Consider the following 26,894-nt stretch of genomic DNA (forward strand, 5'->3'; position numbering starts at 1 on the left):
GGCGGCCCGCCCGCCCCCCTCCCCTTCCTGCCGTCCGGCACATCCACCTCCGCTTTGGGAGCGCTCTCATGACCGTCACCTTCCCCCCCGGCTTCCTGTGGGGTGCGGCCACCGCCGCGTACCAGATCGAGGGGGCCGCCCGGGAGGGCGGGCGCACCCCGTCGATCTGGGACACCTTCAGCCACACCCCCGGCAAGGTGCTCGCCGGGGACACCGGTGACGTGGCCGCCGACCACTTCCACCGCTACCGCGACGACGTCGCGCTGATGGCCGAACTCGGCCTCGACTCCTACCGGTTCTCGGTGTCCTGGCCGCGGGTGCAGCCCACCGGCCGCGGACCGGCCGACCGGCGCGGCCTGGACTTCTACCGCAGGCTCGTCGACGAGCTGCTCGCCCACGGAATCAAGCCCATGCTCACGCTGTACCACTGGGACCTGCCCCAGGAGCTCGAGGACGCCGGCGGCTGGCCCGCCCGCGACACCGCCCACCGGTTCGCCGAGTACGCGAAGCTCGTCGCGGACGCGCTCGGCGACCGGGTGGAGATGTGGACCACCCTCAACGAGCCCTGGTGCAGCGCCTTCCTCGGCTACGGCTCCGGCCAGCACGCCCCCGGGATCCAGGACGACCTCGCCGCCCTGCGCGCCGCCCACCACCTCAACCTCGCCCACGGCCTCGGCGCGCAGGCGCTGCGCGCGGCGCTCCCGCCGCGCCGCCAGATCGCGATCGCGCTCAACCCGGCGGTCGTCCGCCCGCTGACCCCCTCGCCCGAGGACGCCGACGCCGCGCGCCGGATCGACGCGCTCGCCAACCGGGTCTTCAGCGGGCCGCTGCTCCAGGGCGCGTACCCGGCGGACCTCGTCGAGGACACCGCCGCGATCACCGACTGGTCGTTCGTCCGCGACGGGGACCTCGCCGAGATCGGGCGGGTGCCGCTGGACCTTCTCGGTCTCAACTACTACGCCCCCACCGTCGTCTCCGCCGCCTCCCCCGACGGGCCGCGGGCCGGCGGGGGCAAGGACGGCCACGGGACCGGCCACTCCCCCTGGCCCGCGGCCGGGTCCGTCGACTTCCACCAGCCGCCCGGCGAGACCACCGCGATGGAGTGGACCGTCGACGCGACCGGGCTGCGCGACGTGCTCCTGCGCTACACCGAGGAGGCCCCCGGCGTCCCCCTCCTCGTCACCGAGAACGGCGCCGCGTACGACGACAAGCCGGGCCCGAACGGCGAGGTGCACGACCCCGACCGGGTCCGCTACCTCCACGGCCACCTCACCGCGCTCGCCGAGGCGGTCGCGGCGGGTGCGGACGTGCGGGGCTACTACCTGTGGTCCCTGCTCGACAACTTCGAGTGGTCCTTCGGCTACAGCAAGCGCTTCGGCGCGGTCTACGTCGACTACGAGTCCCAGGCCCGCGTCCCCAAGACCAGCGCCCGCTGGTACGCCGAGGCCGCCCGCACCGGCACCCTCCCCGAGCCCCCGCCCGCCTGACCCACCGCAGACGCGCGCCCCGGCCGGATGGGGGGTGAACCGGCCGGGACGCGCGTTCGACGATCGGACGGTAGCGCGGGAAGTGGGCTGGTGAAGAGGGGTGGGGTGATCGCTTAGGGCGCGCTTAAGGGAGCGTTAACGTGCACCTGAACCGACGCCCTCTCGGCGAGCCGCGGGAACGTCAACACGGGCGGCGGGCAGCGGCAAGCGATGCCGACCCCGGGCGGCGGGCGGCGGGCGGCGGGCGGCGGGCGGCGGGCGGCGACCGAGAACGCCGCGCCCGACCGACGGACAACCGCCAAGAGCACCGCACCCGGCCGACGAACAGCGGCCCCATAAAATCCAGCCCGGCCGGCGCTTGAGGCCGCCGGGCGGAGCCCGGTATGCGCGGCGGAGCCGCGAACGACCCGAACGCAGCCCGCAGGCGCTCCGCGGCCAGCCGAGCCCGGCCGACGGGCAGCGGCCGAAAACCTAGCCCGGCCGGCGCTTGAGGCCGCGGGGGGGCAGCGCGGGCAGCCGCGGCCATGTCGCGGGGCCCCGCGCCGCCGACCGCCCGAGGCCTCCCCTGCGGTGGCCGCGCCGTACCCGCGGGTCCCCCGCGTGGCGACCGTCGAGCCCGATCCAGACGCGGACCTCCGTGCCGCCGAGGACCGACCGCCCGATCCGCACGTCACCGCCCGTCGCCTCGGCCATCCGCCGCACGATGTCGAGGCCGAGCCCCGTCGACCCCTCCCGCTCCCCCGCGTTCCCGCGCGCGAGCGCGGCGACCGGGTCGCCGATCCCGCCCCCCGCGTCGGAGACGAGCACGATGACGGCCTCCTCGGCGTGGTGCACGTCGACGGCGAACGCGGTCCCCTCCGCGGTGTGGCGGAACACGTTCCCCAGCATCGCGTCGAGCGCCGCCGCCAACTCCCCCCGCTCGACGGGGATCCGCGCCGGCCCGCTCACCCCCGCCAGCCGCACCTCGCGCCCCTCGTCCTCCGCGAGCGCGGACCAGAAGTCCATCCGCTCCCGGATCACCGCGGACGCGTCGCACCCGACGACCCCGACGGCCCGCGTCTGCGGCCGCGCCTCCCGCGCGGTGCGGATGATCGTGTCGACCTCCCGCTCCAACTGCGCGACCGCCGCCCGCGTCTGCTCCGCGGCCGCCCCGTCCCCGAGCGACGCGGCGTTCAGCCGCAGCACGGTGAGCGGGGTCCGCAGCCGGTGCGAGAGATCGGCGGCCAACTCCCTCTCGTTGGCGAGCAGTCGCACGACCTGGTCGGCCATCGAGTTGAACGCGACCGCCGCGAGCCGGAGTTCGGTCGGTCCGTCCTCCGGCACCCGCGCCCCGAGCTTGCCCTCGCCGAGGTCCTGCGCCGCGCCGACGAGCCGCCGGGCGGGCTGGACCATCCGCAGCCCGAGCCGGTCGGCGACCGCGACCGAGCCGATGACCAGGGCGATGCCGACGCCCGCGAGGACCAGCCAGGCCGTGGTGACGCCCCGGCTCATCTCGGCCTCGGGGACGAAGACCTCGACGACCGCGTACTTCCCGGAGCTGATCGCCGTCGGCCGCAGCAGGACCGACCCGCCGGGCACGTCGGCGGTGGCCGCCATCCCCTCGTCGCGGGTGCGGCCGAGGTCCCGGTCGGTCGCCCAGCTCCGGCCGACCTTCACCGACGGCCGGTCGCCCTCCGGCGGGACGTGGACGGCCATCCTGCCGTCGCCGCCCGCCGTGGCCACCACCCGTTCCAGCGCGGCGCGTTCGCTGGTGATGGAGAGCGTCGGGCCGATCGTCGCGGCCAGCCGCTCGGCCTGCGTGAACGCCCGGTCCCTGGCCATCTCCTTGATGACGAGGCCGAGCGGCACGGCGAAGGCCACCACGACCATCGCCGTGACGGCCAGACACACCTTCACCAGCGCCCACCTCACGCGGGGGCTTCCAGCTTCACCCCCACACCCCGCAGGGTGTGCAGATACCGCGGCCGGGCCGCCGTCTCGCCCAACTTCCGCCGCAGCCACGAGAGATGGACGTCGATGGTCTGGTCGTCGCCGTAACTCTGCTGCCAGACCTCGGCGAGGAGCACGCGCCGCGGGACGACGACGCCGGGCCGCTCGGCGAGGAAGGCGAGCAGGTCGAACTCCCGCCGGGTGAGGTCGAGTACGGCCCCGTCGAGCTGCGCCTGCCGCCGCAGCGGGTCGACGACGAGCCCGCCGACGGTGAGCACCCGCGACGGCGGCGCCTCCCCCGCCGGCACCCGCACCCGGCGCAGCACCGCGGCCATCCGCGCGGACAGGTGCTCGACGGAGAACGGCTTCGTCAGGTAGTCGTCCGCGCCGTCGTTCAACAGCCGTACGATCTCGGCCTCGTCGTCGCGCGCGGTGGCGACGATGACGGGCACGTCGGTGATGCCGCGGAGCATCTTCAGCGCCTCCGCACCGTCCAGGTCGGGCAGTCCGAGGTCGAGCACGACCACGTCGAAACGGAAATGGGCGACCTCGCGCAGCGCCTCCAGGGCCGTCCCGACGCTGCGCACGGTGTGCGAGGCGTCGGTCAGGTGCCGGATGAGGGCGGAGCGCACGAACTGGTCGTCCTCGACCACGAGCACACTTGCCATGGTCCCGCACCGTACGCCATTCGGGGACGGGTCTGCCCGACGGATATGGCCCGCAGTCGTGGGCGCGACTCAGATGGCGAGCCGAACCCCACGCGGGCCAGATCCGCCGGGCAGACCCACGCCGGACCGGTCGGCACTGATGTGCGAGCAGAGGGGCGGGTGGTGCAGGATGGCCGGGATGCGACGACGACTCCTGCACGTGCTCGCCTGGTTGCTGGCCACCGGGGCCGCGGTGTCGCTCTCCTGGTGGGGCGTGCACACGGTGATGACCGGTACGGTCTACGACCCGCCGCGCGCGCTGCCGGTCGAGCGGATCCCCGCCCGGGTCGCGGACCTGCCGTCGGCGACCTCGGCGACGCGGGCGCCGGCGGACCGGCCGGCCGCGTCGAAGTCCTCCCCGTCGCCCACCGGTTCGGGAAAGCCGGCGACGGGGGCGGGGGCGAAACGATCCGCCGCGCCGTCGCCGCGGGCCACCGCCGACCCGACCACCGCCCCCGCGCCCACGGCGGCCCCGTCCGCGGACCCCGGCGACGTCCGGACCTACCCGCTCCCCGGCGGCCGCGTCGTCCTCGACGTCACCCCGACCCACTGCGAACTGGTCACGGCCACCCCCGCGGCCGGCTGGAGCATGCAGGTCTGGAAGCAGCCCGCCTGGCTGCGCGTCACCTTCGAGCGGGGCGACCGCGAGTCCTCGGTCATCTGCTCCTGGAACGCGCACGCCCCCCTGGTCGAGACGGACGAACGCACCCGCTGACGGCCGGCCGTGCGGACACGTCGGGCCCGGCCGACCATCTCCGTGCCGCCGCAGCGATGCCGGCGACCGCGGATCCCGCGAGCCCTGGCAGGGCCGCACCCGGCAGCCGGCGCGGACATGGCCTCCCTCACAGGCCGCGACGCCCACCGCGTCGAGACAGGTGGTCGAAGTTGACCACTTCTCACGGCCTGCGGTCGAACGTCCCTGGCGGCGGCTCGGGCGAGGCGACCGCGGACGCGTCGGCGACCGGTCGCGCACCGCCGGTGAAGTCGGCGAGGTCGCGGCCGTGGGCGACCCGGCCCGCGTGGCCGTCGCCGGCGACGCGCCGGGTCAGCTCGGCGAGCGGCAGCGGGGCGTCGGAGGCGACCAGGACCGCGTTGCCGAAACGTCTGCCCCGCAGCACCACCGGGTCGGTGGCCAGGGCCATTTCGGCGAACCGCGTGCCCGCGGTGGCGATCTGGCCGCGCAGGTGAGCCAGCGGCGGGCCGTCGGCGATGTTCGCGACGTACCAGCCGCCGGGCCGCAGTGCCCGCCGCACCTCGTCGAGGAACTCCGCGCTGGTCAGGTGCGCGGGGGTGCGCGCCCCGCTGAAGACGTCCGCGACGACCAGGTCCGCCCAGCAGTCCGGCGTCCGCGCGAGCCCCTCCCGGGCGTCCGCGCCCCGCACCCGCACCCGCGCCTTCGGGTCGAGCGGCAGCTCCCGGCGGACGAAGGCGATGAGCCGCTCGTCGCGTTCGACGACCACCTGCGAGGACCGCGGGCGGCTGGCCGCGACGTACCGGGCGAGGGTGAAAGCTCCGCCGCCCAGGTGCAGCGCCTGCACCGGCCTGCCCGGCGGGGCGACGAGGTCGATGGCGTGCCCGATCCGCCGCTGGTAGGCGAAGTCCAGGTACGTGGGGTCGTCCGGGTCGACGTGCGACTGCGGCGCCCCGTCGATCAGCAGCGTCCGCGCGCCGGGCCGCTCCGGGTCCGGCACCAGCTCCGCGAGCCCCCCGTCGACCTCGTCGCGCACGGTCGCCGCGACCCCACGCCTGCCGCCGCGGGCCTGCCGCCCGCCGTCGTCGTCACTGCTCTGCCGCCTGCCTCGTGCCACGCCCCCATTATCGGCGGCGCGCGCGAGGGCCGCCCGCACGCCCGTGCGGGCCTACTCGCAGTTGTCCGCCGCCTCGATGAGGCGGGCCGCCTCGCCGAGGGCCGCGCGCAGGACGGCCGGGTCGGTGCCGGTGTCGGCGCCGGTCGGGGGGACCAGCCAGCCGGTGCCCGCGACGGGCGCCTCGGGGGCGAGCCGCAGCCCCTGGCCGCTGGTCCGGGTACACGCGCTGCCGGGGACGTCCCAGGCGTCCGCGGTGCCGGGCGGCACCAGGAAGCCGAGCGTGTCGCAGCTGCCGTCGTGGCCGTCGTGCAGCACGGGGCCGACCGCCGGAACGGTTCCTCTGCGCAGGATGTCGACCGCCTCGAGCCCCTGCCGGGCGGGGACGGTGACCAGGTCCCAGGGCTCCTGTCCACCGCCCGGAGCGCTGTCCGCGCGGGGCGCGGGTCGCACGGCGCTGCTTTCCCTACCGGAATCCAACACGGGGAACCTCCACGTACTCGGTTCCCGCTCGGCACCGAAGCACCGCGCGGGCGGCTCGCACTCCTGGCGGTTCAACGCGCGACACCGCCCCCGGGCTACGGGTCGGGGACAACTCTGACCGATTCGGCGGAAGTTGACCGGAACCTACCGAAGGGTGACAACGGGCCGCACCGGGTTCACACCTCCAGGTGACCGGTGTCGTTCCAGCGCTCGATCGACGGCCTGCCGTAGGCCCAGCCGAGCACGGAGAGCGAGGCGGGCGAGAGGCCGATGCGGGCGCCGAAGGACATGTCCTCGCCGAGCCAGCGGGCGCCGATCGTCCGCAGGATGTGGCCGTGCCCGAAGACCAGCACGTCGCGGTCGGCGGACCGGGCCCACTCGACGACCTCGTCCGCGCGGGCGCTCAGCTCGGCCCGGGACTCGCCGCCGGGCGCGCCGTCCTTCCAGAGCACCCAGTCGGGTGCGGTGCGGTGGATCTGCTCGGGGGTGAGGCCCTCGTAGTCGCCGTAGTCGCACTCCATGAGCGCGTCCCACTCCTTGGCGCGGTCGCCGAAGCCGGCCAGCTCGCAGGTCTCCTTCGCCCGGGACAGCGGGCTGGTGCGGACCTCGACGCCGGCGAGCCCGTCCCAGGGGCGCGACGCGAGCCGCCGGCCGAGCCGCCGCGCCCCGTCGCGGCCCTCCTCCAGGAGGGGGATGTCCGTCCTGCCGGTGTGTTGTCCGGACAGCGACCACTCGGTCTGTCCGTGCCGGGCAAGAAGGATGCGCGGTGCCATGAACGGGTCTCCCTGGTGCCGAGATGCCCCGGTGCGGTGGGCCGGGGGCGACGTGCGGTGGTGCTCCCTCATCATCGCGCACCCGTCAGGGGTGGGGCGGCGGAGGCGGGCGGACCGGGTGGGGAAGGGGGCGTTGTCAGTGGCGGATGCAAGACTTCCGGGGTGACCGAGACTCCGAACCTGCGGCACCGGCTCGCCCGGCTGCGCGGCCCCGCGGTGCCGCCCCAGCCGATGGACGCGCGCGCCCTCGCCGCACTCGCCGCCAACCCCGGCTGCAAGCGCCGCGCCCTGCTCGACGGCGCCGGGGTGGACAAGGCGAGACTCGCCCAGGCGCTCGGCGCGCCCGCGGTCTTCGGCCAGTCGCAGTTCGCGTTCATGCGGGGCAACGCCTTCGAGGCCCGGGTGAAGTCCGACGGCGGCTCCGCGCTGCTGCGGCTGCTGTGCGGGGAGCGGGAGTTCGCCGGGATCGACCCCGCCTCGGTCGCCGCCCCCGACCTGTCCGCCGCGGGCCCCGAGGGCCGCGCCGCCCGTACGGCGCTGGCCCTGCGCGAGGCGACGGAGGCGGGCGGCTGGACGCTGCTCGACCACCCGATGCTCGCCCTGCGCGTGGCCGGTTCGCCGGTCTTCCTGGAGCCGGACGCGGTGGTGGTGCGCCCGGACGGCCGCTGGGTGGTCGTGGAGATCAAGTCGTTCCCCATGATCGACGGTTCGGCGGACGCCGCGAAGGTCGGCGCGGCGGCCCGCCAGTCGGCGGTCTACGTGCTCGCCCTGGAGGCGGTCGCCGCCCGGCTGACCGGGGCCTCGGTCGAGCACGCGGTGCTGCTGGTCTGCCCCAAGGACTTCTCCAACCTGCCCGACGGCTCGCTGATCGACGTCCGCAAGCAGCTCGCCGTCACCCGCCGCCAGCTGGAGCGGCTGACCCGCATCGAGGACATCGCCGACCTGCTGCCCGAGGGCGCCACCTTCGACGTGGAGCGGCCGGCGCAGGAGCTGGCCGCGGCGGTCGAGTCGGTCCGCGCGGCCTACGCCCCGGAGTGCCTGTCCACCTGCGAGCTGGCCCTCCACTGCCGGCAGCGGGCCCGCTCCGAGGGCGCGGTGGAGGCGCTCGGCCGCTCCGTCCGCGGCGAGCTGGGCGGTCTGCGCTCGGTCGACGACGTGCTCGCGGCGGCCCGCGGCGAGCGGGGCGACCCGGCCGACCCGACGGTCGCGGCGCTGCGCAGGGCCGCGGCCCTGCGCGCCGAGGCGCTCGGCGCCCGTCCCGAGCCCGCGGGGACGGGGGCCGCATGTCCCTGATCGGCACCCTCGCCCGGATGGAGGCCGTCCGCGGCGGCCGCGCCCAGCCGCTCACCACCGTCCGCCACCGGCACCTGGCCGACCGCCCCCTGGTCCTCGTCCCGCTCACCACCGCCGGCGAGGCGGGCGCGCCCCTGGGGGCGCTGGTCGGGACGGACCGCTCGGCCCCGCGGCTGCTGACCGTCGCCCAGCCGCGCGACCGCGACCTGCGCTTCGCGTTCCTGGCGCGGCTGGCGGAGGAGGTGCTGCCGCACCTGGAGGCCTCCGCGGACGAGGTGGAGCTGGTCGAGCGCGGCCGCGGCAAGGACAAGGAGGAGGTCGAGCTGTGCGCGGACGCCGCGCAGCTGGTCGTCCCCGGCCGGGCGGCCGTCGAGTTCGTCCGGCTGCTCGGCCGGTCCATGCGCTTCCGGCGCACCGCCGAGGAGGAGCCCGACGCGCCCTACCCGGCCCCGCCGCGCGTCCCGATGCTGGGCCGCTGGCTGACGCACTACGGCGAGCGGGCCCGCGTGCCCGGCTCGGCGCTGCTCGTCGCGATGACCGACCTGCTCACCCGGCACTGGGCGACCGGCCAGTCCAGCCTGGAGGACCAGCACCTGGGGGCGCTGCTGGCGTGGATCGCCCCGCCGCCGGGTGAGACCGGCGCGGAGGCGGCGCTCCGGCGCGAGCTGGAGCGCGACAAGGAGGGGCAGCTCGTCTGGCCCCCGGCCGGGCCCGCCACCGACCCGGCGTTCGACAACCGGCTCCTCGCCCCGGCCGTCGACCGCTACGACCGGGCCCGCGGCGCCCTCGCCGCCGCCGAGGACGGCCTGGTCGCCGACGCCCGGATGGCCGACCTGACCGCCGCCGAGCGGGAGATCGACATGCTGGTCGGCGACGTCCTGCGCCCCACGTGGGACGCCGTCTGGGACGGCCTGGACCTGCTGCGCGCCCTCCCCGAGGGCCCGCACGCCGCCGACCGGTGGACCCGCGACCGGTGGTCGTTCACCGCGCACCGCGACCGGGTGCGGGCCGGCGAGCCGCCGCAGCCCCGGCGGGACGACGCGGTGACCTCCGCGCGCAAGCTCGGCAGCCGGGAGGCCGCGCAGACGGAACTGGAGGCGCAGGAGGCGCTCGACGACCCGCTGGTCATGGCGGGCCGCCGGCTGTCCGGGGAGGCGTTCGCGGGCGAGGTGGTGGCGGTGGAGATGGCGTACAGCGACGCGAAGCGGCCCAGCCCGCGCCCGCTGCTCGTGTTCGCGACGGAGGACCGTCCGCACCTGGGCGAGCGGACGAAGGTCTACCGCGAGCTGGACGGCAAGCCGCAGACGGCCGTGTTCGTCGGCGTCGCCGAGGAGCCGCCCGGCGCGCTCGTCCTGCAGGTGCAGGACAAGATGGGCCGCGGCCGCGAGCCCGCGCCCGGCTCCGTCCCCGCCCCGGGCGACCGGTTGTGCTGGACGCTCTTCGAGCACAGCGCGCGCGGCGGCCCCGACCTGCCCGACGCCGAGGACACCCCCTGGACGCACGGCGGCCCGCCGGGCGCCGGGCTCCGGGAGCGCCCCGACCCCGTCACCCCGGAGGACGTCCTGTGAGCCGCTCGCCCGAGACCGACGCGCCCGCCCCCGCCGAGGCCGCGGCCGAGGCGACCGCGCGCATCCTGGACGACACGCTGCACGGCACCGCGCGCGGCGTCGTCGTCGACTCGCCGCCGGGGGCGGGCAAGTCCACGCTCGTCGTGCGCGCCGCGCTCGAACTCGCCGCGGCCGGCCGCCCGCTGATGGTCGTCGCGCAGACGAACGCGCAGGTCGACGACCTCGTCCAGCGGCTGGCGGCGAAGGACCCCGACCTGCCGCTGGGCCGGCTGCACAGCAGCGACGCCGAGGCGTACGACCCGTCGCTCGACGCGCTGCCGTCGGTCCGGACCTCGGCGAAGGTCGCGGACCTCGCCGGGGTCGACGTGGTCCTGTCGACCGCTGCGAAGTGGGCGTACGTCAAGGACGTCGAGCCGTGGCGGCACGCGATCGTGGACGAGGCGTACCAGATGCGGTCCGACGCGCTGCTCGCCGTGGCCGGGCACTTCGAGCGGGCGCTGTTCGTGGGCGACCCCGGCCAGCTCGACCCGTTCTCGATCGTCGGGTCGGAGCAGTGGGCGGGGCTGGCGTACGACCCGTCGGCCAGCGCGGTGTCCACGCTGCTCGCGCACAACCCGGGGCTGCCGCAGCACCGGCTGCCGGTGTCCTGGCGGCTGCCGGCGTCGGCCGCGCCGCTGGTGTCGCACGCGTTCTACCCGTTCACGCCGTTCCGCAGCGGGACGGGCCCGTCGGACCGTTCGCTGTCCTTCGGGGTCCCCTCCGACGGCTCGGCGGCCGACCGGGTGCTCGACGAGGCGGCGCTGGCGGGCTGGGGGCTGCTCGAACTGCCCGCGCGGCACACCCCGCGCACCGACCCCGAGGCCGTGGGGGCGCTGGCGCGGGTCGTGCGCCGGCTCCTGGACCGGGGCGGGGCCGCGGTCAGCGAGCAGTCGCCCGACCCGGTGCCGCTGACCGCCGACCGGATCGCCGTCGGCACGGCCCACCGCGACCAGGCCGCCGCGGTCCGTACCGCGCTCGCGGACCTCGGCGTCACCGGTGTGACGGTCGACACCGCCAACCGCCTCCAGGGCCGCGAGTACGACGTCACGGTCGTCCTGCACCCGCTCTCCGGCCGCCCCGACGCCACCGCGTTCCACCTGGAGACCGGCCGCCTCTGCGTCCTGGCCTCCCGCCACCGCCACGCCTGCATCGTCGTCTGCCGCGCCGGCGTCCCCGAACTCCTGGACGACCACCCCTCCACCGAACCCGTCCAGCTGGGCGTCTCCCTCCGCTTCCCGGACGGCTGGGAGGCGAACCACGCGGTGCTCGCGCGCCTCGGGGAACACCGGATCGCCTGGGACGGCTGACCTCCGCACCGGCGGCCCGCGGCCCCGGACCCGTCGGACGGAGTCCGACACGCCGCCGCAGGCGGCCGACAGACACAGCCCGGACGGCTGGGAGGCGAACCACGCGGTGCTCGCGCGCCTCGGGGAACACCGGATCGCCTGGGACGGCTGAAGGGAGGGGGCGCGCGGGGCCGCCGGATGCGCTCTTGCGCGGCGCGGGAGAATGGACGGGTTGTCGTACGAGGAGGAAACGCCGATGCCGGAGTCCCAGCGGACCGAACCGTCCGGACGCACCGGGCCGAGCGACGCGGCCGGCGGGCCGGACGGCGGCGCAGGGGCCGTGCCTCCCGCGCCCCCGCGGCGGCTGCGTCCCGCCCCGCTGCTGTTCGAGCCCGCCCAGGCCGCCGAGGACCCGGAGCACTTCTTCGACCTGGAGTCGATCGACGACCCCGCCGCCCTCCTGGAGCGGGCGACCGAGCTGACGGTCGCCTTCCGCGCGGCGACGGACCGGGCCGTCGAGTTCCAGGCGATCGCCGCCGCTCAGCTCGCCGACCCGCGCCGCTTCGACCGGCTGCCCGCCGCCGCCGTCGCGGAGCGGGCGGAGTGGACCGAGGACTACGCGAAGAAGATGATCGAGTTCGGCCGGGACCTGATGCGCGGCACCCGCACCGCCGACTGAGCTGGTCGAACACGTCTGCGAACGCGCCCATGGCATATGCGGATCGCGGGGGCAAGGTACCGCACGCCCCCACAGGTCGTCCCGATTTCGCGCAACTCAGGGCGACGTGACGCGGACAACGCGTAGACGTATATGCCATGAGCGCATGGCAGCAGACCGACCTCCTCCCCGCCGCACCCTCCCTCGCCGGCCAGGTGACCCCCGCCGGCGCCGAGTGGCTGGTCTCGGCGGGTGCCCATCCGCAGAGCCTGCTGACGCAGTGGCGGTCACGCCCGGAGTCGCCGGCCGTCCTGCCGTGCGGGTCCCCGTTCGACGTGGTCAACGTGCCCGCCGTGTTCGGCCGCCGGATGCTCGACCGGCTCTGGGAGGAGGGGCCCGGCTCCGGGCCGGTCGCCGCCCACCGCGGCCGGATGCTGCTCTTCGCCGCCCCCGGCACCGCCCATCGGCTGCCCGCGCTGATGCGCTGGGAGGAGTGGTCGGGGCAGGTCCCGGCGCTCCTCTGCCACGGCCAGGGCGACGCCGTCACCGTGCCGCCCCTGCGCGGTGAGGCCCCCGCGTCCCGCTGGCTGGTCGCGCCCGACACCCGCCACCCCTGGCTCCCCGGCCCCGAGGTCGTGCTCTGGGCGTGCGTCCGGGCGGCCCGCGCGACGGCCGGCGCGGAGGCCCGGGACGGCGCCGACGGGGGCGCGGACGGGGGCGCCGGGGGCGCGGACGGGGGCGCCGGGATTTCGATTTCTCCCCCCGCCGATCAGGGTGCTAAGGTCTACGACGTCAGCAGGCGCCGCTAGCTCAGTTGGTTAGAGCAGCTGACTCTTAATCAGCGGGTCCGGGGTTCGAGTCCCTGGCGGCGCACCGACGGTGAGAGGCCCCCGAGTGATCGGGGGCCTTTCGCGTACCCGGGCCCGGCCCGCCGCCCGGCCTCAGCCGCCGACCCGCACCGTCCAGCCGCCCGACGCCGCCCGGTCCATGACCTCGATCCGGACGTCCGGCCGCGTCCCGCTCCCCCGCACCGTGAACGACTCGCCCACCCGCAGCGGCGCGTCCGCGAGCGGCGGGTAGACGGAGCGGGAGACGCACGCCGAGGTGTCCGGGTGGGTGTCGACGACACGGACCGGCCCGCCGCCGGACGTGGTGCGCCCGTCGATGCGGTAGACCAGCACGCCCGCGCCGCCGCCGGCCTCGTCGCAGACCTCGGTGTCGTTGCCGGCCGGGGTGCGTGCCTCCAGGGCGATCGCCGTGTCCCGGCCGGTGCGGACGACCGCGAGCCGGGTGCCGCCGGTCGTGCCCGGCGCGGGGCCCTCGGCGAGCGGCTCCAGGGTGAAGGGGCCGGTGTCCGGGCCGACGCAGCGGACCTGGCCGCCGTCCAGCCAGCCGAACTTCCACTTGTGCCAGCCGAAGAAGTCCGGGGCGAGCCCGAACTGGCTGCCCATGAGGTCCCAGTCGCCGACGTGGGTGTCCCAGTCGTCCCGCCCGTTGCGCGGCCGGTTGTACAGGTCGGGCAGGTCGAAGACGTGGCCGGTCTCGTGGGCGAGCACGTACCGGTCCGGCGGGTGCTGCTCGAAGACGGTGACGAGCCGGCGGACGGCCGTGCCGTCGGCCCGCAGCGGGGTCTCGAAGTTGACCACCTTGGTCGCGTCGGCGTTGACGCCGGGCGCCTCGGGGTCGGCGACCAGGTAGACGAGGTCGTAGCGGCTGAAGTCGACGGACGGGTCGGCCGCCGCGACGGCCTCGCGCAGGTAGGCCGAGCGCCGCTCCGGGTTCCAGTCCCGCTGTATCGCGTACCAGGTCGACGGGCGCGGCATCTCGATCCACTCGGTCTGCGGGTGGGCGCGGAGCGAGAACCGGCCGTAGGAGGAGCGCTCGAAGAACTCGCTGGTCTCGGGGAAGTAGTCGGCCGCGAGCTCGTCGGTCTCGTAGGCCGGCTCCGCGTCCGGGAAGGACAGGAAGACCATGGCCGCGTCCAGGCCCTCCGCCCCGGGCCGGGGGTAGTGCGGGTGCCAGGTGTCCAGGCCCTCGGAGTGGTGGACGGCGGTGCGCCGCAGGGCGCAGGCGCGGGAGTCGGCGGAGCTCGCGGGGTCGGCGGCCGCGGGGCCGGCGGCGAGGCCGACGGCGGCGAGCGCGACGAGCGCGGTCAGTCCGGCGGCGGCGCTGCGCAGACGGACCGCTTCCACTCCACCGAGTGGCTGGGGCAGCGACACATGGACCTCCGCAGCGGAACTCGGGACTCCTCCCCACTTTCGGGCGGTTTGGCAGCATTCGCCCTGTTCCACTGCATCGCTCGGGTGAACGAGTCACCACCCCGGCCCCCTACGCACCGTCACATTCGGTCGCTTCGGTGCAGATCGGCACCCGAGGTGCGCGGAATCGGTCGGGTGCGGTCGGCCGGGCGATCACGTCGCCGCACGGCGGGCCGCGGGGAAGCGGCGTGCGGCTGGATCGAGCCTCCGGCCAGCCTCTATGATCGGCACACTTTCCGGACCGGTCCCCGGTCCGGCCGCACCGGCCCGGAGGACTCCGGGCCCGGCCCGAGAAGAGTGCGATGCGGAGCGAGCGGTGAGTGGAACCTCCGAAGGGCCGACACCCGTCACGGAGAGTCATCACGTGGGCAGGGCCGCCGCCGACGCGGCCGACTACCGCGCCGCCTTCAACGCAGCGCACCTCCCGATGGCCGTCGTCGACCGCGACGGCCTCGTCGTCGCCGCGAACGGGGCCCTGACCGCGCTGCTCGGCGGCGAGCGGGCGACGCTCGCCGCGGTGCCCGCGGCCGAGCTGGTCGGCCTGGCCGCCGACTCCCGCACCTGGCACGCCTACCGCGAGGTGCTGGGCGGCCGGCGCGAGCGGCTGCACTGCACCCGCCGCCTCAAGCACACCGACGGCCGCTCCCTGTGGGCGGAGGTGGCGGTCACCCCGGTCCGGGACAGCGCGAACGTGCTCCTGTCGGTCACCGACGTCAGCACCCGCCGGGACCTCCAGGCCCGGCTGCGCCACCTGCAGATGCACGACCCGGTGACCCGGCTGCCCAACCGCACGCTGTTCTTCGAGCGCGTCGCCGGCGCGCTGGAGGCGCTGGACCGGTCCGACGGGTCGCCGCAGGACCCCGAGCGCCGCCGGACCGGCCGGATCGGGATCTGCTACCTGGACCTCGACGGGTTCAAGGCCGTCAACGACACCCTCGGCCACCGGGTCGGCGACCGGCTGCTCGCCGCCGTCGCCGCCCGGCTGAACCGGTGCGCCGACCAGGCGGGGTACGGGCGGACGGGCACGCCGCTGGTGGCCCGGCTCGGCGGGGACGAGTTCGCGCTGCTCGTGGAGGACTCCACCGGCACCGAGCACCTGGCCGCGCTCGCCCGGTCGGTGCTCGACGCGCTGCAGGACCCGTTCGACCTGGCCGGGCAGCGGCTTTCGGTCTCCGCGTCGATCGGGGTGGTCGAGCGGCCGGCCCGCGGCACCACCGCCACCGGTCTGATGCAGGCCGCCGACACCACGCTGTACTGGGCGAAGGCGGACGGCAAGGCCCGCTGGACGCTGTTCGACCCCGAGCGCAACGCGCACCGGATGACCCGGCAGGCGCTGTCGTCGACGCTGCGGCAGGCGGTGGACCGGGGCGAGTTCGTCCTGGAGTACCAGCCGCTGGTCGACCTCGGCGACGGGCTGCTGCGCGGAGTGGAGGCGCTGGTGCGCTGGAACCACCCGCAGTTCGGGATGCTCGCGCCGAATCGGTTCGTCCCGCTGGCGGAGGACGACGGCTCGATCGTGCAGCTCGGCCGCTGGGTCCTGCGGACCGCCTGCGCGCAGGCGCGGCGCTGGCAGGACGAGCACCCCGGCGCCGCCCCGCCGTTCGTCAGCGTCAACGTCGCCGTCCGGCAGGTGTGGGACAGCGACCTGGTCACCGACGTCGCCGAGACCCTGGAGACCACCGGGCTCGCCCCGCACCTGCTCCAACTGGAGCTGACCGAGTCCGCGCTGATGGGCTCGGCGGGACGGCCGCTCCAGGCGCTGCAGGCGCTGAGCGACATGGGCGTGCGGATCGCGATCGACGACTTCGGGACCGGCTACTCCAATCTGGCGTACCTGTCCCGGCTGCCGGTCTCGGTGCTGAAGCTCGACGGGTCCTTCGTGAAGGGCTTCCGGTATGTCGACGGGCGGCATCCCAACCCGGCGGACGAGATGATCGTCGAGGCGCTGGTCCAGCTCGCCCACCGGCTCGGTCTCACCGTCACCGCGGAGTGCGTGGAGACGACCGCGCAGGCGGAGCGGCTGCGGCGGGTGGGCTGCGACACCGGCCAGGGCTGGCTGTACGCCCGGGCGATGGCCCCGGAGCGGATCGGCCCGCTGATCGGCCGCGGGCTTCCGGGCCCGCCGCGGGGGGCCGCGGAGGACGGCTGACGGTGTCCGTCAGCCGTCCGCGCGAGCCGTCGTGCGGACGCTCCTACGCAGGCAACCCGTAGGCGTCGGCGATCAGTTCGTAGCTGCGGAGCCGGGCCTCGGGGCCGTGGGCGTTGGCGGTGAGCATCAACTCGTCGGCGCCGGTACGCTTCTGGAGGTCGTCGAGGCCGGTGCGGACGGCGTCGGGGGTGCCGTACACGATGTTGTGCAGCCAGCTGTCGACGAACTCGCGCTCCATCGGGGTGAAGGGGTGGGCGGCGGCCTCGTCGGGGGTGGGGATCAGGCCGGGGCGGCCGGTGCGCAGGCGGAGCATGGACAGCGCGCCGGTGAGGACCTGCCGCTCGGCCTCCTTCTCGTCGTCGGCGGCGAGCGCGGCGACGCCGATCAGGGCGTAGGGCGCGTCGAGCAGCTCCGAGGGACGGAACGACTCTCGGTACAGGTCGAGCGCGGGGATCGTGTTCTGCGCGGAGAAGTGGTGCGCGAAGGCGAACGGCAGGCCCAGCTGTCCGGCGAGGCGGGCGCTGAAGCCGGAGGAGCCGAGCAGCCAGATGGGCGGGCGGTGCGGGTCCTGCACCCCGCCGGGGGAGGTGGCCTGGACGGGTCCGGGGACGGCGTGGATCCGGGCGTAGGGGTGGCCGTCGGGGAAGTCGTCGTCCAGGAACCGGGTCAGCTCCATGAGCTGCTGCGGGAAGTCGTCCGCGCCCTCGTTCAGCCGGTCGCTGCGGCGCAGCGCGGCGGCGGTGGCGCCGTCGGTGCCGGGGGCCCGTCCGAGGCCGAGGTCGATGCGTCCCGGGGCGAGCGCCTCCAGGGTGCCGAACTGCTCGGCGATCACCAGGGGGGCGTGGTTGGGGAGCATGACGCCGCCGCTGCCCAGGCGGATGCGGCGGGTGTGGGCGGCGAGGTGGGAGAGGATCACCGCGGGCGAGGAGGAGGCGACGCCGGGCATGGAGTGGTGCTCGGCGATCCAGTGGCGGTGGAAGCCCCGTCGGTCCGCGAGGCGGGCGATGTCCACGCTCGCGCGGAGGGCGTCGGTCGCCGTGCGGCCGGCGCCCACCGTCACCAGGTCGAGGACGGACAGCGGGACGGGGGCGGTTCCGACCGCCGTCCCGCGGATCTCGTGGGCGGTCACGTGGGGGGCCTCCATGTCGTACGGGGGTGTTCGCCCTCCACCAACAGGAGGCTGACTCCGTTTATTCCCGGCCGGAGTCGGGGGCGCGGACCGGGCGGCAGGCACAGGACGGCAGCACCTGACGTGCTCGCGCGACCGGACCAGCGCGACCGGTCGCAGCTCGATCCGGTGCCCGGCGGCTTCCGGTCCGCGCTCGGTCAGGGCGTGCGCGGGCTGCGGGTCGCGTACTCGGTGCCGCTCGGCGGGCAGGTGTCCGTGCAGCCGGGGTGGCGGCGGTCGTCCGGCGGCGGTGGAGGCGCCGGCGGGGCTCGGGGCGTACGTCACGGAGTCGGACCCCGGCTTCACCGAGCCGGTGGGGGCGTCCCACACGCTGTGCTTCAACCGGGGCACACCCGTCATCCCGGCGTAACCGGCGTCCCACCGGCGGGATCTGTCGAACGTCGGCGCGAATTCGTCTGCATGGGGCGGGGGTTCTCGGGTAGGGGCGCCGCCATGTTTCGGATACAGGCACCACTAGGAAGACGCGGGATGCGACGGCGGTCGCTGCTCACCGGCACCGCGGCGATCGCCGGTGCCGCGGCCCTGACCGGGGCCGCGGGCTGCTCCCGCGTGCCGACGGGGAACGCGCTCGCCCGGCTGAGGACGCAGGGGACGGTACGCCTGGGGATCGCCGGCGAGGTGCCGTTCGGGTACATCGACGAGCAGGGCGAGTTCACTGGCGAGGCGCCGGAACTGGCCAAGATCATATTCGGTCGGCTGGGGATCGGGAACGTCCAGCCGGTGGCGACGGACTTCGCGTCGCTCATCCCCGGCCTCAACTCGCAGCAGTTCGACGTGGTGTCGGCGGGGATGTACATCAACCCCGAGCGCTGCGAGCAGGTGATCTTCTCCGACCCCGAGTACCAGATGCTCGACGCGTTCATCGTGCCGAAGGGCAACCCGAAGAACCTGCGGAACTACGCCGACGTGGTCCGGGCGAAGGCCCGGCTCGCCACCGGCACCGGGTACGCGGAGATCGACTACGCCGCCGAGGCGGGCTACCCGGAGAAGGACCTCGTGATCCTCCAGGACCAGGTCGCCGGACTGAACGCGGTCGAGTCCGGCCGGGTCGACGCCTTCGCGGGGACGGCGCTGACCACCCGGCTCGTGGTGGAGAAGTCCCGCAGGGCCGAGGTCACCGAGCCCTTCAGACCGATCGTGGACGGCAGGGAGCAGATCGACGGCGGCGGCTTCGCGTTCCGCCCGGTCGACACCGGCCTGCGGGACGCGTTCAACCGCGAGATCCACCGGATGAAGAAGAGCGGCGAACTGCTGCGCGTGCTGCGGCCGTTCGGCTTCACCGAGAACGAGATGACCACCATGACCGCGAAGGAGCTGTGCTCATGACCGCGGGACTCTGGCAGGAGTGGATCCTGCCCGGCATCTGGATCACCGTCCAACTCACCGTCTGCAGCGCCGCGCTGGCGGCCGTCGTCGCGTTCGCCGTCGGCATCGCCCGCACCCACCGGCTGTGGATCGTGCGCTTCCTGGCCGGGACCTACACCGAGGTCTTCCGCGGCACGTCCGCGCTGATCCTGATGTTCTGGTTCTTCTTCGTGGTGCCGTCGCTGCTCGGCTGGGCGCTGGTGCCGATGTGGGCCGCCGTGCTCGCGCTCGGCCTGTCCTACGGGGCCTACGGGGCCGAGGTCGTGCGCGGCGCGCTGCTCGCGGTGGCGCCGGCGCAGCGGGAGGCGGGGGTGGCGCTGAGCTTCACCCCGTGGCAGCGGATGCGGCTGATCCTGCTGCCGCAGGCCGTGCCGGAGATGATCCCGCCGTTCAACAACCTGCTGGTCGAGCTGCTCAAGGGCACCGCGCTGGTGTCGCTGCTCGGCGTCGGGGACACCTCGTTCGCCGCGTACCTGGTGCGGCTCGCGACCCAGGAGAGCGCGCAGATCTACACGGTCTCCCTCGTCGTCTACTTCGTGCTCGCGTTCGTGCTGACCCGCGGGATGCGGGTGCTCGAGAAGCGGGCGAAGGCCGGGATCGGGCAGCGGCCCGAGCCGGGCGAGGGCCTGCTCGGCAGGCTGCGGGCGGGGAACGGGGCCGCCGCGGGCGCTCCGACGAGCGGCGGAGGCGTCCGGTGAACTCCTGGGACTGGTCCGCCGTCGCGGACTTCATGCCGGCCTTCTGGGACGGGGTGCTGGTCACGCTCCAGGTGCTGCTGCTCGGCTCGCTGATCTCGTTCTCGCTCGGCCTGGTCTGGGCGATCGCCTTCCGCGCGCCGACCCGGTTCGTGCGCTGGCCGGTGGGGGTGGTGACCGAGTTCATCCGGACCACCCCGCTGCTCGTGCAGCTCTTCTTCCTCTTCTTCGTGCTGCCGGAGTGGGGCGTCCAGTTCTCCACCCTGACCACCGGGATCCTGGCGATCGGCCTGCACTACTCGACGTACACCGCGCAGGTCTACCGCGCGGGCATCGAGGCGGTGCCGGCCGGGCAGTGGGAGGCCGCGACCGCGCTGAGCCTGCCGGCCCACCGGACCTGGTGCGCGGTGATCCTGCCGCAGGCGGTCCGCCGGGTGGTGCCGGCGCTCGGCAACTACGTCGTCGCGATGCTGAAGGACACCCCGATCCTCGCGGGCATCGGCGTCCTGGAGATGCTCCAGCAGGCGCGCCTGAGCAGTGCGCAGAGCTTCGAGTTCACCGAGCCGCTGACCGTCGTCGGCGTCGCCTTCGTCCTCATCGCCTGTCCGGCTTCCCTTCTGCTGCGAGCCCTGGAGCGTCGTCTTGTCCACTGACCCGAACCTGACCAAGGACGCCGCCGCGGCGTCGAACCCGGCCGTGGACGGCCGAGAGCTGATCCGCTTCGAGAACGTCACCAAGCGCTTCGGCGACAACGTGGTGCTCGACGGGCTCGACTTCTCCGTCGCGTCGGGGAAGCACGTCACCCTCATCGGCCCGTCCAGCTCGGGGAAGACGACGATCCTGCGGCTGCTGATGACACTGACCACGCCCGACGAGGGCCGGATCACGGTCGGCGGCGGGCAGCTGTTTCCGGCCAACGGCGGCGAGAAGCGGCTGCGGGAGGTGCGCAAGAACATCGGCCTGGTGTTCCAGCAGTTCAACCTCCTCCCGAACATGCGGGTGCTGCGGAACGTCATGGAGGCACCCGTCCAGGTGCTCGGCCTGCCGAAGGACGAGGCCGAGGTGCGGGCCAGGGAGCTGCTCGACATGGTCGGCCTCGCCGACCGCGCCGACGCCTATCCGGGCCGGCTCTCCGGCGGCCAGCAGCAGCGGGTGGCCATCGCCCGCGCGCTGGCGATGCGCCCCCAGGTCCTGCTGCTCGACGAGGTGACCTCCGCGCTCGACCCGGAGCTGGTCGCCGGGGTGCTCGACGTGCTGCGGGACATCGCGCGGAGCACCGACATCACCATGCTGTGCGTGACGCACGAGATGAGCTTCGCCCGGGACATCTCCGACCAGGTGCCGATGTTCGACGCGGGCCGGGTCATCGAGTCGGGCCCCCCGGAGAAGATCTTCTCCGAGCCCGAACTCGACCGGACGCGGGAGTTCCTCGGCGCGGTGCTCTGAGCTCCGACCCGCACGGCACCGGGTGCCGCACGCTGCGGCCGGCGGCACCCGACCGGCCGGTAACCGACGCATGAACGACGCGCCCCGCGTATGTCTCTGGCATATGCCAGAGTGGCGCGTTCCTGGCTGTGCGGCCACGGCTGCGGATCGGATCCGCCAACAGCCGCCCCACCGAGCCGTTTTGAGGTCTATCGTGGTCGGGAGACGCAGTCGGCTGTCCGGACGGCCAGGCCAGGAGGAGACCGTGGCGCTGAGGCCCGAGCCCACCACCCCGTTCCCGTCGGTCCCCTACGCCCTCCGGGTCCTGGAGTCGGTGTCCCAGCACCCCGGCGGTGTCACCGAGGCGCACCTCTCCCGCGAGACCGGCCTGCCCTCCGCCCACCTCGTCCCGCTGCTGCTCATGCTCCGCCGCGAGGGCTACGTCGAGCAGGTCACCGGCGGGGCGTACGTCACGGGCGACTCCCTCACCCTCCTGGGCTCCGCCGCCCCGGACCGCCAGGTGCTGTCCGACCGGCTGCAGGCCAGCCTGGAGCAGCTGCGCGACCAGGTCGGCGCCGCGATCTACCTGAGCCGGTACATCGACGGCGAGGTCCGGATCACCCACGTCGCCGACGGCCCCGAGACCCCGGCGGTCAGCGAGTGGGTCGACTTCCGCTCCGCCGCGCACGCGAGCGCGGCCGGCAAGAGCCTGCTCGCCCAGCTCGACCTCGACGGCCGGCGCGACCACCTCGCCCGCCACCGTCCCGCCCGGCTGACCTCCCGCACGATCACCGACGAGCGGGTCCTCCTGAACAAGCTGGCAGCCCAGCCGCCGACGGTGCCGTTCCTCGACCTCCAGGAGTACGCCGTCGGCACGGTCTGCGCGGCCGTCCCGCTCACCGCCGGCAGCGCGGTCGGCTCGCTGGCGCTGTCCATGCCGGTCCAGCACGCGCACCGGCTGCGGCGGGCGGCGGAGCGGCTGAACAAGGGGGCCTCGCCGATCCTGCTCTCGCTGGCCCTGTGACCGGGGCCACCGCGGCAGGTGGTCGGGAGCACCCCCGGCGGGCGGGTAATATTGTCCTGTCAGCAGGCGCCGCTAGCTCAGTTGGTTAGAGCAGCTGACTCTTAATCAGCGGGTCCGGGGTTCGAGTCCCTGGCGGCGCACCGACGGTGAGAGGCCCCCGAGCGATCGGGGGCCTTTCGCGTACCCGGGCCGGCGTCCGGGGAGCGCGCCCCGCCCCGCCCGGCGGCCGCGGCCGACTACGCCCGCAGGTACGTCAGCACCGCGAGGACCCGCCGGTGGGTGCTGTCCCCCGGCGGCAGGTCCAGCTTGGCCAGGATGTTGCCGATGTGCTTGCCGACGGCCGCCTCCGTCACGACCAGCTCGCGGGCGATCGCCCCGTTGGAGCGGCCCTCCGCGACCAGGGCGAGGACCTCCCGCTCGCGCGGGGTGAGCGCGGCCAGCGGGTCCCGGCGGCGGCGCAGCAGCTGCCGCACCACCTCGGGGTCGACGACCGTCCCGCCGGCGGCGACCCGCGTCACCGCGTCGGCGAACTCCTCGACCTGCCCGATCCGGTCCTTCAGCAGATAGCCGACCCCGGTCCCGTCGCCCGTGTCGAGCAGCTCGGTCGCGTACGTCCGCTGCACGTACTGGCTGAGCACGAGCACCGGCAGGCCGGGGCGCTCGGCGCGCAGCGCGACGGCGGCGCGCAGGCCCTCGTCGCCGAAGCCGGGCGGCATCCGGACGTCGGTGAGGACGAGGTCGGGGTCGTGCGCGGCGACGGCCGACCGCAGCGCGTCCGCGTCGCCGACGGCCGCGACCGTCTCGTGCCCGAAACGGGCGAGGAGCCCGACCAGGCCCTCGCGCAGCAGCACGCCGTCCTCGGCGAGCACGACTCTCAAAGGGCGGGGCACGGTATCTCCAGGCGCACGACGGTCGGCCCGCCGGGCGGGCTGGTGATCGTCAGTGTGCCATCGAGCACCGCGAGCCGGTCGGCCAGCCCGGTCAGTCCGCTGCCGTGCGCGCCGTCCGCGCCGCCGCGGCCGTCGTCGCCCAACTCGACCCACAGCCGCCCCCGTTCGTGGCGGGCGGTCAGCCGCGCCCGCGAGGCGCCGCTGTGCTTGGCGACGTTCGCCAGCCCCTCGCTGACAGCGAAGTAAGCCGCCGTCTCGACGGCCCCGGGCAGCCGGGGCAGGCCGTCGGCGACGGTGTCGACGGGGACGGGCGAACGGTCGGCCGCGTCGGTCAGCGCGGCAGCGAGGCCGTAGTCGGTGAGGACCTGCGGGTGGATGCCGCGGATGAGTTCGCGCAGCTCGGTGAGGACCAGCCCGGCCTCCTCGTGCGCCCGCGCGAGCTCCTCGGCGAGCGGCCCGCCGGCCGGGGCGTCGAGCCGGGCGAGCCCGAGCCGCATCGTCAGCGCGACGAGCCGCTGCTGCGCCCCGTCGTGCAGGTCGCGCTCGATCCGCCGGCGCTCGGCCTCGAAGGCGGCGACGAGCCGGGCCCGCGACGCGGTCACCTCGGTCAGCTCCGCCCGCCCGTCCGGTGCGAGGAGCAGCCGGGTCAGGGCCGCGCGGGCCCCGGCGTACGCCCGCAGCGGGTAGCTCAGCGCGACGGTCAGCGCGAGGCCCAGGGCGGCGGTCGCGAACGCGGCCGGGTAGCCCGTGACCAGCCACATCTTGACGACGCGCACCTCCTCGCCGTCCATCGCGAGCAGCAGCGGCGTCACCGCCGTCGCCACCGGCGCGACCACCGCGGCGCCGAGCACACACGCGTCCAGCACCCACAGCACGCCCGCGTGCAGCACCGCGTACGCCAGCTCCCGCCAGGTCGCCGGCTCCCCCAGCCGCAGCCGCGCCCACGCCCCGAGCCCCGGCTCCCCCGGCACCCGGTGCGGGCTCGGCACCAGCCCCGCCCGCCACCGCTCCACCGCGGCGACCGGCACCCCCGCGAGCAGCAGCAGCGGCAGCCCGACGAGTACGACGGAGAACCCGGCGAGCAGCACCATCACGACCGCCGTCGCGACCCCGCTCACCACACCCCCCGCGACGTACGCGACGGCCGGCAGCGGGCGGGGCAGCGAACTCGGCGCATCGATCATGCGCGAACGCTAGGCCCGCGCACCCTCCCCGCACCATGCCGCGGGCCCCCTCCCGGGGTAGCCCCAGCCCCCCCATGCGGAGGGGCCCGCACCCCCTGAGAGGTGCGGGCCCCGTCACCCAGCCCCTGCGGGGCGAGGCCAACCGTGGCACTGCGTCCGGTCGCTAGCGCTGGGCACGTTGGGCTGTGCCCACCCGTGCCGCCCTGCGGCACGATTGCCCACAGCGGGCGAGGGCGAACATCGCCGCCGAGCGGCACGAATCCCGGCGCGAGCCGGCACGAATCCTGGCGCGAGCCGGCAGAAAAGTCAGCCTGGCCGGCGTTTGAGGCCACCGGGCGGAGCCCGGTACCCCCGCGGCGGAGCCGCGAAGGCCCGTTGCAGACCGCCCAAGGTCAGAAGCGGACGTCCGAGCACGCGTAGAACGCGTTCGCCGTGTCGTGGACCGTCCACACCGCCAGGATGATGTGGCGACCGGACTTCCCGGACGGCACGTTGCCGGTGTGGGTCAGCGTGGCCGGCGGCTGCTGGCCGTTGTACGGCAGCGTCAGGAACGGCTGCGACTCCAGCGCGGCACGGGTCAGCGGCGCGCTCTGGTTCCACCCGTTCTTGGTGATGTAGTACTTGAAGTCGGTGGTGCGGTGGCGCGCGGTGAACTGCCAGCGGAAGTTGTAGCTCTGCCCGTTGGACAGCTGCGTCGCGGGCCAGTCCGTGCCGTTGGGCGCCTTCGGGTGGTCCAGCGCGGAGAACCCGCCGATGCCGGCCGAGCAGATCTTGCCGTCGGCGGGACCGGCGGCGGGGAAGCCCTTCGGGCCCTCGACGGACTGCGGCTCCCACTGGATGTTGCCGCAGCCGGTCACCGTGCCGTTGGCACACTGCTTCTGGCGGCTCAGCGGCTGGTCGGTGTACCCGTGGCTGCTCGCGCTGCCGGTGGCCAGCAGGGAGGTTCCGGCGACGGCGAGGCCGAGTATGCCGGCGGAGACCTTCTTACGCATGCGGACGCTCCTGTGAGGGGGGTGGTGGGGGATCACGTACCGTGCGGCGGTCTAGACCAAGTCCCAGAGTAGGGACGACTCTTGACCATGTCCATACCAATCGCGGAGACACGTCGTCCGAATCGGTGACACGGGGTGGCGTCCGCGCGGACGCCGTCCCGCGCACGGGATGACGCCGCGCCATCGACCGCACAGCCCTCAACTCGGCTGTGATCAGCTCCTTTTGGCGAACCACCGCAGGTGCGACCACGTACCACACCCCTCCGGCCGCACCCCGCCGCCACTCCCCCGGCCCTCCCGGCCGTCACCCTCCGCGACGGCCGTGCGGCCCGCCTCAACCCCGGACTACGGCCGCGCTCCCCTCCAGAACTCCACCGTCAGATCCCGCACCAGACCCTTCCGCTCGTACTCGTCGAACTCCACGAGCCCCCGCGCGGCCAACGCGTTCACCGTGTCCTCGACCGCGTCGACGACCGACGCCAACTCCGCCTCGCGGCGGGTCCGGTCGAGCGCGGCGACCTTGCGGCGGTCCACCGCGGAGGCGACCTCTGGGGCGTACTCGACCCGCGTCGGCCGGGCCGAGAAGACCTCTACCCCCGCGGCGGAGACCTCCGCGGCGAGCCGCCCGGTGAGCGCGGTGGCGACCGCGTCCGCGTCGCGCAGGGAGGGACCGCCCGCGGGGAAGACGTCCGCGGGCAGCCGCGAGAGCACGGACGCGAGCGCGGACTCGACCTGGGACGTCAGGTACGTCTCGTGGTCGGCGACGGACAGCGCGGCCCGGGCGGTGTCGGCGACGCGCCAGACGACGAGGACCGTGACGCGCAGGGGGAGGCCGTCCGCGTCGGCGACGGGCAGCTCGCCGCGCCAGTGCCGGAGCCGGACGTCGACCCGGCGGCGCGCGTCGAGCGGGCTGAGCCAGAGCAGGCCGGTGCGGCGGACGCTGCCCCGGTAGCGGCCGAAGCGGGAGAGGACCCACGCCCTGCCGGCCCGCCCGCGCCGCAGCCCGGCCAGCGCGGCCGCGGTGACCGCGCCGGACGCGGCGAGGGCGGCCCACTGGCCGGGCCCGTAGCCGGCTGCGGGCGCGGCCGGCAGGTGCAGCGCGCGCAGCACGCCCTCGGGCCAGCCGCCCGCCCACCACTGCGCCGCGCCGCACCCCGCCGCCCCGGCCGTCGCCGCGAGCACCGCGGCCGACCCGGGCAGCGCGCGCCCGGGCCGCTCGGTCAGCGCGGGGTCCCCGGGCGGCGCGGACGGCGCGGACGGCGCGCCGGCCCCGGCCTCCCGCGCGGGCGCCGCGGCCCCGCCGACCAGCACGCCCTCCGCCCGGGTGGTCGCCCCCCGCCCCACCACCGGCTCCCGTGCCCCTGCCGTGCGGAACACCCCGCCGCCCGACCCGAGCACCGGCGGCCGCGCGGGCCCCGGCGCCGGCTCGTCGTCGTCCCGGAACAGCAGGTGCACCGGGATCTCCGTCGTCGGCTCGTTCCTGATGACCGCGGTGTGCCGCCCGCTGCGCACCGCGTACGACCACCCCGCATCCGGGTCGGGTGCCGTGCTCGTGTCCGTTTCGGTCATCGGTGACTCCTTCAGCGCATGTCTCGGAAGAGGGAACGGAGAACGCGGAGCACCCACAGCACCCCGCGCCCGCACGCGGCGGAGCCCGCGACGCCCCGTCACCGCGGACACCCGCACCCGCGGACG

24 protein-coding genes and 2 tRNA genes are annotated in these 26,894 nt (G+C 75.2%); 15 read left to right on the top strand and 11 right to left on the bottom strand.

The features are described 5' to 3' along the window. Positions 1-68 precede the first annotated feature (68 nt). Positions 69-1,487, top strand: a complete 1,419-nt coding sequence (locus ACFWEG_RS16175) for a GH1 family beta-glucosidase (protein ID WP_387215053.1) — start codon at positions 69-71, stop codon at positions 1,485-1,487. A gap of 471 nt (positions 1,488-1,958) precedes the next feature. Here the strand turns inward: ACFWEG_RS16175 and ACFWEG_RS16180 are convergent, their stop codons facing one another. After that, positions 1,959-3,398 (bottom strand): sensor histidine kinase, encoded by a 1,440-nt coding sequence (locus tag ACFWEG_RS16180; protein WP_387215056.1) that lies wholly within the window; start codon positions 3,396-3,398, stop codon positions 1,959-1,961. Continuing rightward, positions 3,395-4,084 (bottom strand): response regulator transcription factor, encoded by a 690-nt coding sequence (locus ACFWEG_RS16185; protein WP_387215059.1) that lies wholly within the window; start codon positions 4,082-4,084, stop codon positions 3,395-3,397. Before ACFWEG_RS16185 ends, ACFWEG_RS16180 begins: the two co-directional genes overlap by 4 nt. 178 nt (positions 4,085-4,262) lie before the next feature. Between ACFWEG_RS16185 and ACFWEG_RS16190 the strand changes: the two genes are divergently transcribed. Continuing rightward, positions 4,263-4,838 (top strand): hypothetical protein, encoded by a 576-nt coding sequence (locus ACFWEG_RS16190; protein ID WP_387215062.1) that lies wholly within the window; start codon positions 4,263-4,265, stop codon positions 4,836-4,838. A gap of 181 nt (positions 4,839-5,019) precedes the next feature. Here ACFWEG_RS16190 and ACFWEG_RS16195 read toward each other — a convergent pair whose 3' ends face one another. The 3 genes from ACFWEG_RS16195 to ACFWEG_RS16205 all read right to left on the bottom strand — a co-directional run bounded on the left by ACFWEG_RS16195 (position 5,020) and on the right by ACFWEG_RS16205 (position 7,184). Next, entirely contained in the window at positions 5,020-5,931 is a 912-nt protein-coding gene (locus ACFWEG_RS16195; protein ID WP_387215065.1) for a spermidine synthase, read from the bottom strand. Positions 5,932-5,982: 51 nt separating this feature from the next. Beyond that, a complete protein-coding gene (locus tag ACFWEG_RS16200) occupies positions 5,983-6,381 on the bottom strand; it encodes a hypothetical protein (protein ID WP_387215068.1) in 399 nt (132 codons plus the stop codon). Positions 6,382-6,587: 206 nt separating this feature from the next. Further along, positions 6,588-7,184 (bottom strand): histidine phosphatase family protein, encoded by a 597-nt coding sequence (locus tag ACFWEG_RS16205; RefSeq protein WP_387215071.1) that lies wholly within the window; start codon positions 7,182-7,184, stop codon positions 6,588-6,590. 162 nt (positions 7,185-7,346) lie between these two features. Between ACFWEG_RS16205 and ACFWEG_RS16210 the strand changes: the two genes are divergently transcribed. The 6 genes from ACFWEG_RS16210 to ACFWEG_RS16235 all read left to right on the top strand — a co-directional run bounded on the left by ACFWEG_RS16210 (position 7,347) and on the right by ACFWEG_RS16235 (position 12,901). Then, entirely contained in the window at positions 7,347-8,477 is a 1,131-nt protein-coding gene (locus ACFWEG_RS16210) for a hypothetical protein (RefSeq protein WP_387215074.1), read from the top strand. Continuing rightward, the gene (locus ACFWEG_RS16215) at positions 8,468-10,045 is read left to right on the top strand and encodes a hypothetical protein (protein WP_387215077.1); all 1,578 of its coding nucleotides are present in this window, start codon (positions 8,468-8,470) and stop codon (positions 10,043-10,045) included. Before ACFWEG_RS16210 ends, ACFWEG_RS16215 begins: the two co-directional genes overlap by 10 nt. Then, entirely contained in the window at positions 10,042-11,391 is a 1,350-nt protein-coding gene (locus tag ACFWEG_RS16220) for an AAA family ATPase (RefSeq protein ID WP_387215080.1), read from the top strand. The genes ACFWEG_RS16215 and ACFWEG_RS16220 overlap by 4 nt, the downstream gene beginning before the upstream one ends. 235 nt (positions 11,392-11,626) lie before the next feature. Beyond that, positions 11,627-12,049 carry a hypothetical protein gene (locus ACFWEG_RS16225; protein WP_387215083.1) on the top strand — a complete coding sequence of 141 codons (423 nt, stop codon included), beginning with the start codon at positions 11,627-11,629 and terminating at the stop codon, positions 12,047-12,049. Between the two features lie 137 nt (positions 12,050-12,186). Next, complete coding sequence (locus ACFWEG_RS16230; protein ID WP_387215086.1) at positions 12,187-12,837, top strand: bifunctional DNA primase/polymerase; 651 nt, start codon at positions 12,187-12,189, stop codon at positions 12,835-12,837. Next, a tRNA-Lys gene (locus tag ACFWEG_RS16235) sits at positions 12,828-12,901 on the top strand. The genes ACFWEG_RS16230 and ACFWEG_RS16235 overlap by 10 nt, the downstream gene beginning before the upstream one ends. A gap of 68 nt (positions 12,902-12,969) precedes the next feature. Here the strand turns inward: ACFWEG_RS16235 and ACFWEG_RS16240 are convergent. After that, positions 12,970-14,220, bottom strand: a complete 1,251-nt coding sequence (locus ACFWEG_RS16240; protein ID WP_387215089.1) for a M6 family metalloprotease domain-containing protein — start codon at positions 14,218-14,220, stop codon at positions 12,970-12,972. Positions 14,221-14,602: 382 nt separating this feature from the next. Between ACFWEG_RS16240 and ACFWEG_RS16245 the strand changes: the two genes are divergently transcribed. After that, on the top strand, positions 14,603-16,435 hold the full coding sequence (locus tag ACFWEG_RS16245) for a putative bifunctional diguanylate cyclase/phosphodiesterase (RefSeq protein WP_387215092.1): 1,833 nt from the start codon (positions 14,603-14,605) through the stop codon (positions 16,433-16,435). A 43-nt stretch (positions 16,436-16,478) separates the two neighbouring features. On the opposite strand, the gene ACFWEG_RS16250 is transcribed toward ACFWEG_RS16245, so the two are convergent. Beyond that, the gene (locus tag ACFWEG_RS16250) at positions 16,479-17,579 is read right to left on the bottom strand and encodes an LLM class flavin-dependent oxidoreductase (RefSeq protein ID WP_387215095.1); all 1,101 of its coding nucleotides are present in this window, start codon (positions 17,577-17,579) and stop codon (positions 16,479-16,481) included. Between the two features lie 513 nt (positions 17,580-18,092). Here ACFWEG_RS16250 and ehuB point away from each other — a divergent pair. The 6 genes from ehuB to ACFWEG_RS16280 all read left to right on the top strand — a co-directional run bounded on the left by ehuB (position 18,093) and on the right by ACFWEG_RS16280 (position 22,273). Further along, positions 18,093-18,950, top strand: a complete 858-nt coding sequence (gene ehuB, locus ACFWEG_RS16255) for an ectoine/hydroxyectoine ABC transporter substrate-binding protein EhuB (protein ID WP_387215098.1) — start codon at positions 18,093-18,095, stop codon at positions 18,948-18,950. Continuing rightward, positions 18,947-19,687 (top strand): ectoine/hydroxyectoine ABC transporter permease subunit EhuC, encoded by a 741-nt coding sequence (gene ehuC / locus ACFWEG_RS16260; protein WP_387215101.1) that lies wholly within the window; start codon positions 18,947-18,949, stop codon positions 19,685-19,687. Before ehuB ends, ehuC begins: the two co-directional genes overlap by 4 nt. Before the next feature lie 32 nt (positions 19,688-19,719). Next, the gene (gene ehuD, locus ACFWEG_RS16265; protein ID WP_387215132.1) at positions 19,720-20,337 is read left to right on the top strand and encodes an ectoine/hydroxyectoine ABC transporter permease subunit EhuD; all 618 of its coding nucleotides are present in this window, start codon (positions 19,720-19,722) and stop codon (positions 20,335-20,337) included. Continuing rightward, entirely contained in the window at positions 20,327-21,130 is an 804-nt protein-coding gene (locus ACFWEG_RS16270; RefSeq protein ID WP_387215104.1) for an amino acid ABC transporter ATP-binding protein, read from the top strand. Before ehuD ends, ACFWEG_RS16270 begins: the two co-directional genes overlap by 11 nt. A 244-nt stretch (positions 21,131-21,374) precedes the next feature. Then, on the top strand, positions 21,375-22,133 hold the full coding sequence (locus ACFWEG_RS16275) for an IclR family transcriptional regulator (protein WP_387215107.1): 759 nt from the start codon (positions 21,375-21,377) through the stop codon (positions 22,131-22,133). Between the two features lie 66 nt (positions 22,134-22,199). Continuing rightward, positions 22,200-22,273 (top strand) — tRNA-Lys (locus ACFWEG_RS16280). Positions 22,274-22,369: 96 nt separating this feature from the next. Here the strand turns inward: ACFWEG_RS16280 and ACFWEG_RS16285 are convergent. The 4 genes from ACFWEG_RS16285 to ACFWEG_RS16300 form a co-directional block, all read right to left on the bottom strand. Further along, positions 22,370-23,023: a response regulator gene (locus tag ACFWEG_RS16285; RefSeq protein ID WP_387215110.1), complete on the bottom strand. Its 654-nt coding sequence runs from the start codon at positions 23,021-23,023 to the stop codon at positions 22,370-22,372. Then, positions 23,008-24,207 carry a sensor histidine kinase gene (locus ACFWEG_RS16290; protein WP_387215113.1) on the bottom strand — a complete coding sequence of 400 codons (1,200 nt, stop codon included), beginning with the start codon at positions 24,205-24,207 and terminating at the stop codon, positions 23,008-23,010. The genes ACFWEG_RS16285 and ACFWEG_RS16290 overlap by 16 nt, the downstream gene beginning before the upstream one ends. 392 nt (positions 24,208-24,599) lie before the next feature. Beyond that, positions 24,600-25,199: a lytic polysaccharide monooxygenase gene (locus ACFWEG_RS16295; protein ID WP_387215116.1), complete on the bottom strand. Its 600-nt coding sequence runs from the start codon at positions 25,197-25,199 to the stop codon at positions 24,600-24,602. Between the two features lie 345 nt (positions 25,200-25,544). Then, positions 25,545-26,768, bottom strand: coding sequence for an SPFH domain-containing protein (locus tag ACFWEG_RS16300; protein ID WP_387215119.1), 1,224 nt, complete (start codon positions 26,766-26,768; stop codon positions 25,545-25,547). Positions 26,769-26,894: the final 126 nt, after the last annotated feature.

Origin of the sequence: Streptomyces sp. NPDC060194 (assembly GCF_042728285.1) — a bacterium.
Taxonomy (GTDB): Bacteria; Actinomycetota; Actinomycetes; order Streptomycetales; family Streptomycetaceae; genus Streptomyces.